Annotated in this window: 12 protein-coding genes; all 12 read right to left on the bottom strand. The window is 64.4% G+C overall.

Annotated features, from left to right (window positions below; genetic code table 11):
- Positions 1-55: 55 nt before the first annotated feature.
- The 12 genes from dnaE to uppS all read right to left on the bottom strand — a co-directional run bounded on the left by dnaE (position 56) and on the right by uppS (position 14,859).
- Complete coding sequence (dnaE, locus tag ACSX1D_RS05240) at positions 56-3,574, bottom strand: DNA polymerase III subunit alpha (RefSeq protein WP_439861278.1); 3,519 nt, start codon at positions 3,572-3,574, stop codon at positions 56-58.
- Positions 3,575-3,703: 129 nt separating this feature from the next.
- The gene (rnhB, locus tag ACSX1D_RS05235; protein WP_439861277.1) at positions 3,704-4,300 is read right to left on the bottom strand and encodes a ribonuclease HII; all 597 of its coding nucleotides are present in this window, start codon (positions 4,298-4,300) and stop codon (positions 3,704-3,706) included.
- Entirely contained in the window at positions 4,300-5,433 is a 1,134-nt protein-coding gene (lpxB, locus tag ACSX1D_RS05230) for a lipid-A-disaccharide synthase (RefSeq protein ID WP_439861276.1), read from the bottom strand. The genes rnhB and lpxB overlap by 1 nt, the downstream gene beginning before the upstream one ends.
- Positions 5,434-5,436: 3 nt before the next feature.
- Positions 5,437-6,213, bottom strand: coding sequence for an acyl-ACP--UDP-N-acetylglucosamine O-acyltransferase (gene lpxA / locus ACSX1D_RS05225; RefSeq protein WP_208708801.1), 777 nt, complete (start codon positions 6,211-6,213; stop codon positions 5,437-5,439).
- Positions 6,210-6,650 carry a 3-hydroxyacyl-ACP dehydratase FabZ gene (fabZ, locus tag ACSX1D_RS05220; protein ID WP_439861275.1) on the bottom strand — a complete coding sequence of 147 codons (441 nt, stop codon included), beginning with the start codon at positions 6,648-6,650 and terminating at the stop codon, positions 6,210-6,212. The genes lpxA and fabZ overlap by 4 nt, the downstream gene beginning before the upstream one ends.
- 48 nt (positions 6,651-6,698) lie before the next feature.
- Positions 6,699-7,757: a UDP-3-O-(3-hydroxymyristoyl)glucosamine N-acyltransferase gene (gene lpxD / locus ACSX1D_RS05215; RefSeq protein ID WP_208708799.1), complete on the bottom strand. Its 1,059-nt coding sequence runs from the start codon at positions 7,755-7,757 to the stop codon at positions 6,699-6,701.
- Between the two features lie 2 nt (positions 7,758-7,759).
- Positions 7,760-8,263, bottom strand: a complete 504-nt coding sequence (locus ACSX1D_RS05210) for an OmpH family outer membrane protein (protein ID WP_208708798.1) — start codon at positions 8,261-8,263, stop codon at positions 7,760-7,762.
- A 45-nt stretch (positions 8,264-8,308) separates the two neighbouring features.
- Positions 8,309-10,660, bottom strand: coding sequence for an outer membrane protein assembly factor BamA (gene bamA / locus ACSX1D_RS05205; RefSeq protein ID WP_439861274.1), 2,352 nt, complete (start codon positions 10,658-10,660; stop codon positions 8,309-8,311).
- A 73-nt stretch (positions 10,661-10,733) separates the two neighbouring features.
- Entirely contained in the window at positions 10,734-12,086 is a 1,353-nt protein-coding gene (gene rseP / locus ACSX1D_RS05200; RefSeq protein ID WP_439861273.1) for a sigma E protease regulator RseP, read from the bottom strand.
- An 18-nt stretch (positions 12,087-12,104) separates the two neighbouring features.
- Entirely contained in the window at positions 12,105-13,292 is a 1,188-nt protein-coding gene (ispC, locus tag ACSX1D_RS05195; protein WP_439861272.1) for a 1-deoxy-D-xylulose-5-phosphate reductoisomerase, read from the bottom strand.
- Positions 13,289-14,104, bottom strand: coding sequence for a phosphatidate cytidylyltransferase (locus tag ACSX1D_RS05190; protein WP_439861271.1), 816 nt, complete (start codon positions 14,102-14,104; stop codon positions 13,289-13,291). Before ACSX1D_RS05190 ends, ispC begins: the two co-directional genes overlap by 4 nt.
- Positions 14,104-14,859 (bottom strand): polyprenyl diphosphate synthase, encoded by a 756-nt coding sequence (uppS, locus tag ACSX1D_RS05185; protein WP_439861270.1) that lies wholly within the window; start codon positions 14,857-14,859, stop codon positions 14,104-14,106. The genes ACSX1D_RS05190 and uppS overlap by 1 nt, the downstream gene beginning before the upstream one ends.
- Between the last annotated feature and the right edge of the window lie 8 nt (positions 14,860-14,867).

Raw genomic sequence — 14,867 nt, 5'->3', positions numbered from 1 at the left:
CGAGGTCGACACCCAATAGTGTGTCGGGCCAACTGGCGAGGCGCGGCCTCGTCTATCAGCGGTAGTGCAGGAAGACGTTGTCTCGCCCGAACTGGTCACGCAATGCCTGAATCAGGCTGTCGGCCGGGTCGATTCGCCAGCTTTCGCCGAACTGCAGCAGCGCCTTGGCCTCCTCGCCAGTGTAATCGAGGGTGATCGGGCAGGCGCCGCGATGACGGCTGCACAGCTCGGCCAGCCAGCGCAGGCGGTCGCCCTTGAGGGTCGCGCTGGCGACCTTCAGGCGCAGGCTTTCGGCCAGGCCGGTGCGCGCCTCCTCCAGGCTCATCACACGCTTGGCACGCAGGCGCAGGCCGCCGGAGAAGTCGTCGTTGCTCACCTCGCCCTCGACCACCACCAGGGCGTCGGTCTGCAGCAGCGCCTGGGCGCCGGCGAAGGCGTCGGCGAACAGCGAGGCCTCGATCCGTCCAGAACGGTCGTCGAGGGTGATGAAGCCCATCTTGTCGCCCTTCTTGTTCTTCATCACCCGCAGGGCGACGATCAGCCCAGCCACCGTCTGGCTGTCACGGGCCGGCTTGAGGTCGACGATGCGCTGGCGGGCGAATCGGCGCACCTCGCCCTCGTACTCGTCAATCGGATGACCAGTCAGGTACAGGCCGAGGGTATCCTTCTCGCCCTTCAGACGCTCCTTGAGGGTCAACTCGCGAGCCTTTAGATGGTTGGCGTAGACGTCGGTCTCGGCATCGGCGAAGACCCCGCCGAACAGGTCCATGTGGCCACTGTCGTGGCTGCGCGCGGTCTGTTCGGCGGCCTGCACCGCCTCTTCCATGGCCGCCAGCAGCACCGCGCGGTTGCGATCGATGTTGGCGTGGTAGGCCTTGATCTCGTCATGAAAATGCGGACCCAGGCGATCCAGGGCGCCGCTGCGGATCAGCGCCTCGAGGGTGCGCTTGTTGATGCGCTTGAGGTCGACCCGCGAACAGAAATCGAACAGGTCCTTGAACGGGCCCTCGCGACGCGACTCGACGATGGCCTCCACCGGCCCCTCGCCGACCCCCTTGATCGCACCGAGGCCGTAGACGATACGGCCGTCATCGTTGACGGTGAACTTGAAGTCCGAAGTGTTCACGTCCGGCGCGTCGAGGCGCAGCTTCATGCTGCGGCACTCCTCGATCAGGGTCACCACCTTGTCGGTGTTATGCATGTCCGCCGAGAGCACCGCGGCCATGAACGGCGCCGGGTGATGGGCCTTGAGCCAGGCGGTCTGGTAGGAAACCAGGCCGTAGGCGGCCGAGTGCGACTTATTGAAGCCGTAGCCGGCGAACTTTTCCACCAGGTCGAAGATGTTGCCCGCCAGGTCGGCGTCGATGCCGTTGTTGGCGCAGCCCTCGATAAAGCCGCCGCGCTGCTTGGCCATCTCCTCGGGTTTCTTCTTGCCCATGGCGCGGCGCAGCATGTCGGCGCCGCCTAGGGTGTAGCCGGCCATGACCTGGGCGATCTGCATCACCTGTTCCTGATACAGGATGATGCCGTAGGTCGGCGCCAGCACCGGCTTGAGGCCTTCGTACTGGTAGTCCGGGTGCGGGTAGGCCAGCTCGGCGCGGCCGTGCTTGCGGTTGATGAAGTCGTCGACCATGCCCGACTGCAGCGGGCCGGGGCGGAACAGCGCCACCAGGGCGATGAGGTCTTCCAAGCAGTCGGGCTTGAGCTTCTTGATCAGCTCCTTCATCCCGCGCGATTCGAGCTGGAACACCGCGGTGGTCTCGGCTTTCTGCAGCATCTGGAAGGTCGGCTTGTCATCCAGCGGGATGAAGTCGATGTTCAGCGGCGGAAGATTCTTCTTGGCCTGCTCGCGGTTGATCGTTTCCATCGCCCACTTGATGATGGTCAGGGTACGCAGGCCGAGGAAGTCGAACTTGACCAGGCCGGCGGCCTCGACATCGTCCTTGTCGAACTGGGTCACCAGGCCACCGCCCTCTTCGTCACAGGCGATCGGCGAGAAGTCGGTGAGCTTGGTCGGCGCGATCACCACGCCACCGGCGTGCTTGCCGGTACCGCGGGTGATGCCCTCGAGCTTGAGCGACATCTCCCAGATTTCCGCGGCCTCCTCATCGACCTTGAGGAAGTCGCGCAGCGCTTCCTCCTGCTCGTAGGCCTTCTCCAGGGTCATGCCGACCTCGAAGGGGATCATCTTCGACAGGCGATCGGCCAGGCCATAGGACTTGCCCTGGGCCCGGGCCACGTCGCGGACCACCGCCTTGGCCGCCATGGAGCCGAAGGTGATGATCTGACTCACCGCGTTGCGCCCGTATTTCTCGGCGACGTAGTCGATCACCCGGTCGCGGCCGTCCATGCAGAAGTCGACGTCGAAGTCGGGCATCGACACCCGCTCGGGGTTGAGGAAGCGCTCGAACAGCAGGTCGTAGGCAAGCGGATCGAGGTCGGTGATCTTCTGTACATAGGCCACCAACGAGCCAGCGCCCGAGCCCCGCCCCGGGCCGACCGGCACGCCGTTGTTCTTCGCCCACTGGATGAAGTCCATAACGATGAGGAAGTAGCCGGGAAATCCCATCTGGATGATGATGTCCAGCTCGAAGTTCAGGCGATCGACATAGACCTGCTTCTTCGCCTCGTAGTCCGGCGTGTCCGGCGGCAGCAGCACGGCCAAACGCTCTTCCAGGCCATCGAAGGAGACCTTGCGGAAGTACTCGTCCATGGTCATGCCATCGGGGATCGGGAAGTTCGGCAGGAAGTAGGTGCCGAGCTGGACCTCGATGTTGCAGCGCCTGGCGATCTCCACCGAGTTTTCCAGCGCTTCGGGCAGGTCGCTGAACAGCTCCCACATCTCTTCCGGGGTCTTCAGGTACTGCTGGTCCGAATAGGTACGCAGGCGCCGCGGATCGTCCAGGGAGCGGCCTTCGCCGATGCACACGCGGGTCTCGTGGGCGGCGAAGTCTTCCTGCTTGATGAAGCGCACGTCGTTGGTCGCCACCAGGGGCGCACCGAGCCGCTCGCCCAGGGCGACGGCGGCATGCAGGTGTTCCTCGTCGTTGACCCGGTTGGTGCGCTGCACCTCCAGGTAGAAGCGCCCGGGAAAGACCTCCAGCCACTCGCGCAGCCGCGCCTCGGCCTCAGCCTGATCGCCCTCGAGCAGGGCATGCCCGACCTCGCCCTCCTTCGCCCCGGACAGGGCGATAAGGCCCTCGGAGGCGGCCTTGACCCAGTCGCGCTGGATGATCACCAGGTCGTTGCTCTGCCCCTCCATCCAGCCGCGCGAGATCAGCTCGGTGAGGTTGCGATACCCCTTGGCGTTCATCGCCAGCAGGGTCATGCGGCTCAGGGGGCCGTCCTCGTCGGGACTGGCCAGCCAGATGTCGGCGCCGCAGATCGGCTTGATCCCGGCGCCCATGGCTGCCTTGTAGAACTTCACCAGGGCGCACATGTTGCTCATGTCGGTAATCGCCACCGCCGGCATACCGGCGCCTGCGGTGGCCTTGATCAGCGGCTTGACCCGCACCAGGCCGTCGACCAGGGAGTACTCGGAATGCAGACGCAGGTGGACGAAGGAAACGGTCATGGCAAGCCTATGCAGAACACGAAAACGACAAGGCCCGGATTGTACCGGGCTCGGGGATAAAGACCAGAGACGCGCAACCCGGCTCAGCTGACCGCAGGCGCCTGGCCCGCGAGCGGCGCGTAGACGCCCTCAGGGCTCCAGCAGTGCGCGAACCGGGGCGAAGGAGCGCCGGTGTATCGGTGTCGGCCCCAGACGGCGCAGGGCCTCCAGGTGGGTCGGGGTGGGATAGCCCTTGTGCCCGGCGATGCCGTAGCCGGGGTACAGCAGGTCGAGCTGCTGCATCTCGCGATCGCGACTGACCTTGGCCAGGATCGACGCGGCGGCGATCGCCGGCACCTGGCTGTCGCCCTTGACCACGGCGGCGCTCGGCACCTGCAGGCGCGGACAGCGATTACCGTCGATCAGGGCCAGCCTGGGCCTGACGCTCAGCCCTTCGACCGCGCGCTGCATGGCCAGCATGGTGGCCTGCAGGATATTCAGCCGATCGATCTCCTCGACCTCGGCGCGGGCGACACACCAGGCCAGGGCCTTCTCCTGAATCTCCTCGAACAACCGCTCGCGTCGCGCCTCAGTGAGCTTCTTCGAGTCGTTCAGGCCGACGATCGGTCGCTGCGGGTCGAGAATCACCGCCGCGGTGACCACCGCGCCGCACAGCGGGCCACGGCCGACCTCGTCGACGCCGGCGACCAGCTCCTGCACCTGGGTGAAATCCAGCCCCAGCTGCATCAGGCGCGTCCGACCAGATTGAGCACGGCATCGGCGGCCTGGGCGGACGCGTCACGGCGCAGCGCGCGATGGATCAGGTCGAAGCTTTCGGTCTGCACCTCGCCGTCTCCCAGTAGCGGCGCCACGTGCTGGGCCAGGGCCTCGGGAGTGGCCGCGTCCTGGATCAGCTCGGGCACCAAGAGGCGCTCGGCCAGCAGATTGGGCAATGAGATATAGGGGCTCTTTACCAGGCGCTTGAGTATCCGGTAGGTCAACGGCGCGACCCGGTAGGCCACCACCATCGGCCGCTTGTACAGCAGCGCCTCCAGGGTCGCGGTACCGGAGGCGATCAGCACCGCGTCGCAGGCGGCCAACGCCTCGTGGGAACGGCCGTCGAGCAGGGTCAGAGGCAGGTCCCTGCCTACCAACATCTGCTCGAGCTGGGCACGCCGCTCGGGACTGGCGCTGGGCAGCACGAAGCGAATGCCGGGACGCAGGGCCCGAAGGCGCGAGGCGGCATCGAGGAACAGAGCGCCCAGGCGCGCCACCTCGCCGCCGCGGCTGCCCGGCAGCAGGGCCACCACCGGACCATCGACGGGAAGGTCGAGGGCCAGGCGCGCCGCTGCACGATCGGCGTCCAGGGGGATGGCATCGGCCAGGGGGTGACCGACGAAACGCACCGGCACCTGCTGAGCGTCGTAGAACTGCGCCTCGAAGGGGAACAGGGTCAGCATCAGGTCGCAGCCCTGACGGATCTTCAATACCCGCTTCTGCCGCCAGGCCCAGACCGAGGGGCTGACATAGTGCACGGTCTTGATCCCGGCGCGACGCAGCTTGAGCTCGAGATCGAGGTTGAAGTCCGGGGCATCGATGCCGATGAACACGTCCGGCCTGGCGGCAATCAGATCACGCAGCAGGCGTCGGCGGCGCGCCAGCAACTCCGGCAGGCGGCCGAGCACCTCGACCAGCCCCATCACCGCCAGGCGCTCCATGGGGAAGTAGGACTTCAGCCCCTCGGCTTCCATCCGTGGCCCGCCGATGCCGATGAACTCGACCCGAGGATGCCGCGCCTTAAGCGCCTGCATCAGGCCGACACCGAGAATGTCACCCGAGGCTTCGCCAGCCACCAGTGCGACGCGCAATACCTGAGTCATGGATTAACGGGTGATGCCGCGTTTCGAGGCCTGGATCGAGTCGCGAAACAGCGCGACCTCGGGGAACTGCGCCGAAGGCTCGGCCAGCTCGGCCAGCGCCTGCTCGACCGTCAGTCCCTGGCGATACACGGTCTTGTAGGCACGCCGCAGCGCGGCGATGGCCTCGGTGCTGAAACCGCGACGGCGCATGCCTTCGAAGTTCATGCTGCGTGCCTCGGCGGGGTTGCCGAAGACCGTGACATAGGCCGGTACATCCTTGCCGATGGCCGTACCCATGCCGGAGAAGCTGTGCGCGCCGATATGGCAGTACTGATGCACCAGGGTGTAGCCGGAGAGAATCGCCCAGTCGCCGACATGGACATGCCCGGCCAGAGCGGTGTTGTTCACCAGAATGCAATGGTTGGCAATGACACTGTCGTGGCCGATATGCGCGTAGGCCATGATCAGATTGTGATCGCCGATGGTGGTTTCGCTGCGATCCTGCACCGTGCCACGGTGGATGCTGACCCCTTCGCGAATCACGTTGTGGTCGCCAATCACCAGGCGCGTGGGTTCGCCCTTGTACTTCAGGTCGGGCGTGTCTTCACCGATCGAGGAAAACTGGAAGATGCGATTGTGCTCACCGATCCGGGTCGGCCCCTTGAGCACCACATGCGGGCCGATCACCGTGCCCGCGCCGATTTCCACATCGGCGCCGACAATCGACCAGGGACCGACGACCACGTCGTCCGCCAGCTTGGCGCTGGGGTCGATGATGGCGCGAGGGTCAATCAAACTCATAGTTTGCGTTCCGCACAGATGATCTCGGCCGAGCAGACTTCCTTGCCATCGACGGTGGCCTGGCACTCGAACTTCCAGATGCCTCGCTTGGTGCTGAGGAACCTGGCCTCGAGCATCAGCTGATCACCGGGCACCACGGGCTGGCGGAAGCGCAGCTTGTCCGAGCCGACGAAGTAGTACAGCGTACCATCGGAAGGCCTGGCCCCCATCATCTTGAAGCCCAGGATACCGGCGGCCTGGGCCATGGCTTCGATGATCAACACACCAGGCATGATCGGATGCTCGGGAAAATGCCCGTTGAAGAACGGCTCATTGATGCTGACATTCTTATAGGCACGAATGCACTTGCCTTCAACATCCAGCTCGGCGACCCGGTCCACCAGCAGGAACGGATAGCGATGCGGCAGGTATTCGCGAATTTCGTTGATGTCCATCATGTCCAGAGAAGCCTGTAGTAAAAAGAGGGGAGCCGGCGTCCGCCGGGCTCAGGCATCAGATGAGGCATTGCCGCCCGAGGTCACGGCCGCCAACTGTTTTTCCAGTTCTTTCAGACGCCGTGCCATCTCGTCCAACTGACGAATGCGTGCCGCACTCTTCCTCCATTCCCCGGCCGGCTGCATGGCCGTACCGGAGGAATAGGAGCCAGGTTCGGTGATAGAGCGGGTGACCATGGTCATGCCGGTGACAAACACCCCGTCGCAGACCTCGATATGCCCCACCATGCCCACGCCGCCGGCGATCATGCAGTTCTTGCCGATCTTGGTGCTGCCGGAAATGCCCGCACAGCCGGCCATGGCCGTGTTGTCGCCGATCTGCACGTTGTGCGCGATCATGATCTGGTTATCCAGCTTCACGCCGTTGCCGATCAGGGTGTCGGCCAGCGCGCCGCGGTCGATGGTGGTATTGGCGCCGATCTCGACATCATCGCCGATCAGCACCCCGCCGATCTGCGCGATCTTCTGCCAGACACCCTTCTCGTTGGCGAAGCCGAAGCCCTCGCCGCCGATCACCGCGCCCGACTGGATCACCACCCGCTTGCCGATGCGCACGTCGTGATACAGGGTCACCCGTGGCGCCAGCCAACCGCCCTCACCGATGACCGAACGCGCGCCGACCACGCAGTGCGCGCCCAGGGTCACGCCGGCGCCGATCTGCGCACCGCTTTCGACCACCACGTAGGCGCCGATGCTGGCGCTGGCGTCGATCTGCGCGTCCGCGGCAATCGATGCGGTCGGATGCACGCCGGCGAGCCGCTGCGGCTTGCGGTCGAACAGATGGGAGATCTCGGCGTAGGCCAGGTAGGGATTGGCGACGATCAGGGCGTCGCCGGCGAACCCCTCGGCGTCGGCTGCGGTCAGCAGCACGGCGCCGGCCTGGCAGTCAGCCAGGTACTTGCGGTATTGCGGATTGGCCAGAAAGCTCAGCTGATCCGGGCCGGCTTCCTGCAAGGTCGCCAGGCCACTGATCGGCTTGCCTTCGGCGCCACGCAGGGTGGCGCCCAGGCGCTCGGCCAACTGACCGAGGGTAAAGAGCGGCGCCTTCATGCTCAACGCATCTGATTCATGCGCTCGATGACCTGCAGCGTGATGTCGAATTGGGGTTTGACATCGATCACTGCGCCACGCTCGAGCACCAGGTCGTAGTTGCCCTTCTTGATCACTTCCTCGACTGCCTTGTCCAGGTTCGGCTTGAGCTTCTTCAGCATGTCGCGATCGGCTATGGCCTTGGCTTCGTTCAGCTCCTTGGACTGGAACTGGAAATCACGGGCCTTCTGCTTGAATTCCAGCTCCAGGCGCTCGCGTTCGGCGGTCTGCATCTTCTCGCCGTCCTTGACCAGGCGATCCTGGATGCGCTTGGCGTCGCCTTCCAGGGTCTTGAGCTTGTTCAGCTGCGGGCCAAACTTCTTCTCGGCATCCACGGCGTAACGCTTGGCCGCATCGGACTCGAGCAGCGCCATTTGATAGTTGAGCACCGCCACCTTCATTTCGGCGAAGGCCGGCATCGCCAGCAGGGCCGCACTTAACAGAACCAGTTGAGTCAACTTACGCACGATGCAACTCCTGCAAAAAACCGTTGTTGTTCAGAGGCCAGCCGCTTAGAAGGTCTGGCCGAGGGAGAACTGGAATACCTGGGTGTCGGCGTCGTCTGGCTTGACCACCGGCATCGCCAGACTGAAGCTCAAGGGCCCCAGCGCGGTGATCCAGGTCAGGCCGACACCGACGGAGCTGGCCAGCTCGCCAGCATCGATGCCATGACAACTGGTCTGGGTCTTGCCACAGCTGGTGTCGAAGACGTTACCCACATCCCAGAACAGTGCTGTACGCAGCGAACGTTGATCCTTGACGAAGGGCATCGGGAACAGCAGCTCGACACCACCCTGAACCAGCACGTTACCGCCGAAGGGCAGCGGATCCTGATCGGGATCAAGCTGGGTTCCTGGATTGGTTCCCTTGCTCGGCGTACTGCGCGGCCCCAGGCTGCTGTCGTCGAAACCACGCACCGAATTGAAACCGCCGGCGTAGTAGTTCTCGTAGAACGGCAACTCGGCGGTGGAGCCGTAGCTGTCGCCGTAGCCCAGCTGGGTGTGCAGGCGCAGGGTATAGGTGTTGCTCAGCGGCTTGAAGATCTGTCCACGGTAGTCGACCTTGTAGAACGACAGGTCGCTGCCCGGCACAGTGGTTTCAAACACCAGACTCTGAGAATGGCCACGCGTCGCCAGCACGCCACGGTTCAGGGTCGACTCCGACCAGCCCACCGAGGCCTTGAGGTTCAGGTAGTTGTCGCCTTCCTGCTCGATGAACTTGAAGATCTCGTCGACAGTGAAGACACCGGTATTGAGCGTGTCCTGCTGGACGGTCAGGCCATAGGTCAGGCGCGAGGTTTCGCTGATGGGATAACCGATGCTCACACCTGCACCGAGACTGTCCACCGCGAAGCTGGAGACCTGAGTATCGAGCTCGTCATAGTCGGTGGTGCGGTAGAAGGCGTTGTAACCCAGGCTGACGCCATCCGCCGTCCAGTAGGGATCGACGAAGCCGAAGTTGTAGCTGGTCTGGTACTCGCTGCGATTCAGGCCGACGCTGACCTTGTTGCCGGTACCGAGGAAGTTGCTCTGGCTGATCGAGCCGCCAAGGATCAGGCCGGCGTTCTGGGCGAAGCCAACGCTGGCGGTGATCGAGCCGGAAGCCTGTTCCTCGACGCTGTAATTGACGTCGATCTGGTCATCGCTGCCCGGCACCGGCGGGGTTTCGACGTTGACTTCCTTGAAGTAGCCGAGACGCTCCAGGCGGGTCTTGGACTGGTCGATCAGGTAGGTCGAGGCCCAACCGCCTTCCATCTGGCGCATTTCCCGACGCAGCACTTCGTCTTCGGTCTTGGTGTTGCCACGGAAGTTGATGCGGTTGACGTAGGCGCGCTTGCCCGGGTCGACGACGAAGGTGATGGAGACCGTGCCATCTTCGTCATGGGCTTCTGGAACGCCGTTGACGTTGGCAAAGGTATAGCCTTCGTTACCCAGGCGACGGGTGATCAGCTCAGACGTGGTGGTCATCACCTTGCGCGAGAACACCTGGCCTTCCTTGACCAGCAGCAGGCTGCGAATGTCCTCCTCCGGCACCTTCAGATCGCCGGCCAGCTTGACTTCACGCACGCTGTACTTCTGCCCCTCATCGACGTTGACCGTGATGTAGACGTGCTTCTTGTCGGGGGTGATGGACACCTGAGTGGAAGAGATATCCATGTTGATGTAGCCGCGGTCCAGATAGTAGGAACGCAGGCGCTCCAAGTCGCCGGAAAGTTTTTCCCGGGCATACTTGTCATCATTCTTGAAGAACGACAGCCAGTTGCTGGTTTTCAGCTCGAACAGGTCGATCAGGTCTTCGTCGGCGAAGACGCTGTTACCCACCACGTTGATATGCTGAATGGCCGCGACCGAGCCTTCATTGATATTGATCTTCAACGCCACGCGGTTGCGCGGCTGCGGAATCACTTCGGTCTCGATCTCCGCGGAGTAGCGACCCTGGGCCACGTACTGGCGCTGCAACTCGTTGCGCACACCTTCGAGGGTCGCCCGCTGGAAGATCTCGCCTTCCGCCAGGCCGGATTGGTTGAGCCCCTTGAGCAGGTCTTCGCTGGTGATTGCCTTGTTGCCGTCGATCTCGATGCTGGAGATAGACGGGCGCTCCACCAGGGTGATGACCAGCACGTCGCCATCGCGACCCAACTGGATATCCTGGAAGAAACCGGTCTTGAACAGTTCGCGAGTGGCTTCCACCAGGCTGCGGTCATCGACCTGCTCGCCGACATTCAGCGGCAAGGCACCGAACACGCTGCCGGCGGAGACCCGCTGGAGGCCGTTGACGCGAATATCGGAGATAGTGAAGGACTCGGCGTGAACTTCGGCGATCATCAATGCGGCAAGCACCGCAGGTAGCAGCAGACGTTTCATGAAGTCCTTTCTTATTTCAACTGACAATAAAAAATCTGTCGCTCGGGGCGACAGATTTGTAATTCAGTAGCAATTACAGCCGACTGAGATCGTTGACCAGGGCCAGCAGCATCACCCCTATCACCAAGCTGATGCCGATCTGCATCCCCCAACCCTGCACCCGTTCCGACAGCGGACGACCGCGCGCCCACTCGACCAGATAAAAAAGCAGATGCCCCCCATCCAGCACGGGGATTGGCAACAAATTGAGAACCCCCAGACTTATGCTCAGGTAGGCGAGGAAGTTCAGGAAATCCCCCAGACCCGACTCAGCCGAAGCGCCCGCCACTTTAGCAATGGTTATCGGCCCGCTCAAGTTTTTTACCGAGAGCTCGCCGAACAGCATTTTCCTCAACGAATCAAGGGTCAGCAGGCTCATGGTCCAGGTACGCGAGAGCGCCTCGCCAACCGCCTCGAGCGGCCCGAAGCTGACTTCGCGGAGCATCTCGGGCGGCCATTCGCCCCCCGCCACGCCAGCGCCGAGATAGCCGCTGCGCGCTTCGCCCTCGCCGCGCACGGCAAGCGTCAGGGCGATCTCGCGCTCATGCCCCTGGCGCTCGATCAGCAGGCGCACGGCCTGGCCCGGCATGGCGCGCACGCGATCGACTAGCTGCTGCCAGTCCTCGAGTACCTCGTCATCCAGCGCCAGGATGCGGTCGCCAACTTGCAGCCCGGCGGCCTTGGCCGGGCCCTTGTCGTCCAGCTGCGCCAGCACTGGCTCCAAGGTCGGCCGCCACGGCCGAATCCCCAGGGAAGCAATGGGGTCCGGCTGATCGACGCCCTGCAGCCAGTCGGCCAGGACGATGTGCCGCGGACTCTCGAGCGTCGAGCCCGGCTCACGCACGGTGACCGGCAGGCTGCCACTCTCCCCCAGCCGCCGCACCAGCTGCAGATTGACCGCCGCCCAACCACCGGTCGGTTCGTCGTTTACCGCGACGATCTCCTGGCCAGCCTGCAAACCGGCCTGGGCGGCCAGGCTGCCGCTCTCGACCGCGCCGATCACCGGGCGTACCTGCAGGCTGCCGAGCATGGCCACCAGCCAGAAGAACAGCAACGCGAGGAGGAAGTTTGCGATGGGACCGGCGGACACTATGGCAATCCGCTGGCGCACATCCTTGCGATTGAACGACTGGTCGAGCTGCGCGGGCGGCACCTCGCCCTCGCGCTCATCGAGCATCTTGACGTAGCCGCCCAGGGGAATGGCGGCGATTACGAACTCGGTGCCCTGGCGATCATGCCAGCGCAGCAGCGGCGTGCCGAAGCCGACCGAAAAGCGCAGGACCTTGACCCCGCAACGCCGCGCCACCCAGAAGTGGCCGAACTCATGGAAAGTCACCAGCACCCCAAGCGCAACCAGGGTGCCGATAATCATATACAGCGTACTCATAGGGCTTCTCCGCGCCGCTTAACCACGGCGACTCAGCCATTGGCTGGCCAGTTGACGCGCCTGCAGGTCGGCCGCCAACACCGTTTCCAGGCTTTCGACCGCAACCACCGGCTCTGTGTTCAGCACCTGGTCGATGATACTCGCGATATCGGGGAAGCGAATGCGCCGGTCGAGAAAGGCGGCCACCGCCACTTCGTTGGCGGCATTGAGCATGGCCGGCGCAGTACCACCGGCCTCGGCTGCCGCCCGGGCCAGACGCAGGCAGGGAAAGCGCTGCTCATCGGGCGCCTGGAAGTCCAGGCGCGCCACGGCGAACAAGTCGAGCGGCGCCACCCCCGAGTCGATTCGCTGCGGCCAGGCCAGGGCGTGGCTGATCGGCGTGCGCATATCGGGATTGCCCAGCTGCGCCAGCACCGAACCGTCGACATAGTCGACCAGGGAATGGATCACGCTCTGCGGATGAATCACCACCTCGACCTGCTCCGGTCGGGCATCGAACAACCAGCAGGCCTCGATCAGCTCCAGCCCCTTGTTCATCATGCTCGCGGAATCCACGGAGATCTTGCGCCCCATCGACCAGTTGGGGTGAGCGCAGGCCTGCTCCGGTGAAACCGCCGCCAGTTCAGCCAGCGGCGTCTCGCGGAACGGCCCACCCGAGGCCGTCAGCATGATGCGCCGCACCCCGACCTGTTCCAGACCGCGCCCATAATCGCCGGGCAGGCACTGGAAAATCGCATTGTGCTCGCTGTCGATCGGCAACAGGATCGCACCACTGCGGCGTACGGCCTCGATAAACAAGGCGCCGGACATCACCAGCGCCTCCTTGTTGGCCAGCAGCACCTTCTTGCCGGCCTCGACCGCCGCCAGGGTCGGCTTGAGTCCGGCCGCGCCGACGATGGCCGCCATCACGGTATCCACCTGCGCATGCCCGGCCACCTGGCACAGCCCCTCCTCGCCACTGAGCACCCGCGTGCTCAATCCCGCGGCATGCAAGCCACCCTGCAACTGGCGGGCAGAGTGTTCATCGGCGACCACCGCGAAACGCGGCCGATGGAGCAGGCACAAGGCCTCGAGCTGGGCGATGCGGCTATGACCCGACAGGGCGAAGACCCGATAGCGCTCGGGATGACGGGCAATCACATCGAGGGTGCTGAGGCCAATGGAGCCGGTGGCTCCCAGCACGGTGACCTGCTGCGGGGCGCTCACAGCACCCCCCAGCCCGCCAGCCACAGCAACGCGGCAAACACCGGCACCGCCGCAGTCAGACTGTCGATACGGTCGAGCACGCCGCCATGGCCGGGCAGCAGGTTACTGCTGTCCTTGACCCCGGATTGGCGCTTGAACATGCTCTCGGTCAGGTCACCGACCACCGAAATCAGCACCACCACGACGGCACCCGCCAGGGCCAGCAACAGCGAAGCGCCGCCCCAGCCGCGGTACAGCCCGACCGCCAGGGTCAACAGCAGACAGACAAACAACCCGCCGAGCAGCCCCTCCCAGCTCTTGCCCGGACTGACCTGCGGGGCCAGCTTGCGCTTGCCAAAAGCCTTGCCGGAGAAATAGGCACCGATATCGGCCGCCCACACCAGCACCATCACGGCCAGGATCAGGCCATTGGCCATCGGCCACTGCTTGAACAGCACCAAGCCCTGCCAGGCCGGCAGCAGAATCAACAGACCGATCAGCAACTTGCGCGCAGCGCCCTGCCAGTAGCGACTGCTGGCGGGGTAACCCAAAACCAACAGGGTCGCCAGCCCCCACCAGAGCACGCCCAGCGCCACAACCCCAGCCGCCAGCCCGGGCAAGTGGTACAGCCCGAACAGCAACAGCGCCACCAGCGCCGCATAGGCGACGCGCTGGGGCTGCCCTTCGAACCCGGCGAGACGCGCCCACTCCCAGGCGCCCAAGCCGATCACCGCGCCGATGAACAGGGCAAAGGCCGCGCCCTCGAGCAGAAAAAAGCCGCCCAGCGCGATGGGCAACAGCACCAGCGCGGTAATCACTCGTTGTTTAAGCATTAAGTGCGCGCCTCGGCTTCGACCTGCTCACTGGTTCTACCAAAGCGCCTCTGGCGCCTGGCGAAGTCGGCCAGCGCCTTGCGCATGGCTTCGTGCTTGAAGTCCGGCCAGAACAGGTCGGAGAAGTACAGCTCGCTGTAGGCCAGCTGCCATAGCAGGAAATTGCTGATGCGGTGCTCGCCGCCCGTACGGATGCACAGGTCGGGCAGCGGCAGATCGCCGGTCGCCAGGCAACCCTGCAGCAGCTGTGGAGTGATGTCCTCCGGCCGCAGATGCCCGCCCTGCACCTCGCGAGCCAGGCGTTGCGCGGCCTGGGCGATATCCCACTGACCGCCATAATTGGCGGCGATCTGCAGAATGAAGCGCTTCTCTCCGGCTGTCTGCGCCTCGGCTTCGCGCATGGCCGCCTGCAGTTCCGGATGAAAGCGCGAGCGATCGCCGATGATGCGCAGGCTGATGCCGTTCTCGTCGAGCTTCCTGGCCTCGCGGCGCAATGCGCCGAGAAACAGCTCCATCAGCGCTCCCACCTCGTCGGCGGGACGCTGCCAGTTCTCACTGGAGAAGGCAAACAGGGTCAGCACCTCGACCCCCGCCTCGGCGCACACCTCGATCACCGCGCGCACCGCGTCGACGCCCGCCTTGTGCCCGGCCACGCCAGGCAGCAAGCGCTTCCTCGCCCAGCGATTGTTGCCGTCCATGATGATCGCCACGTGTCGTGGCACGGCTAACTGGCCGCCGCGGCTGGTCTTTTCCATGACGATAT

This window comes from Pseudomonas sp. MBLB4136 (genome assembly GCF_051904765.1).
Taxonomy (GTDB): domain Bacteria; phylum Pseudomonadota; class Gammaproteobacteria; order Pseudomonadales; family Pseudomonadaceae; genus Aquipseudomonas.
The sequence above is the reverse complement of the archived record's forward strand: the minus strand, read 5'-3'. Positions and strand labels throughout refer to the sequence as shown.

Bases quoted from the DNA above. Each gene is read 5' to 3' on its own strand.
- dnaE (WP_439861278.1), bottom strand. From the start codon at position 3,574: ATGACCGTTTCCTTCGTCCACCTGCGTCTGCATTCCGAGTACTCCCTG.
- rnhB (WP_439861277.1), bottom strand. From the start codon at position 4,300: ATGCAGCTGGGGCTGGATTTCACCCAGGTGCAGGAGCTGGTCGCCGGC.
- lpxB (WP_439861276.1), bottom strand. From the start codon at position 5,433: ATGACTCAGGTATTGCGCGTCGCACTGGTGGCTGGCGAAGCCTCGGGT.
- lpxA (WP_208708801.1), bottom strand. From the start codon at position 6,213: ATGAGTTTGATTGACCCTCGCGCCATCATCGACCCCAGCGCCAAGCTG.
- fabZ (WP_439861275.1), bottom strand. From the start codon at position 6,650: ATGATGGACATCAACGAAATTCGCGAATACCTGCCGCATCGCTATCCG.
- lpxD (WP_208708799.1), bottom strand. From the start codon at position 7,757: ATGAAGGCGCCGCTCTTTACCCTCGGTCAGTTGGCCGAGCGCCTGGGC.
- bamA (WP_439861274.1), bottom strand. From the start codon at position 10,660: ATGAAACGTCTGCTGCTACCTGCGGTGCTTGCCGCATTGATGATCGCC.
- rseP (WP_439861273.1), bottom strand. From the start codon at position 12,086: ATGAGTACGCTGTATATGATTATCGGCACCCTGGTTGCGCTTGGGGTG.
- ACSX1D_RS05190 (WP_439861271.1), bottom strand. From the start codon at position 14,104: ATGCTTAAACAACGAGTGATTACCGCGCTGGTGCTGTTGCCCATCGCG.
- uppS (WP_439861270.1), bottom strand. From the start codon at position 14,859: ATGGAAAAGACCAGCCGCGGCGGCCAGTTAGCCGTGCCACGACACGTG.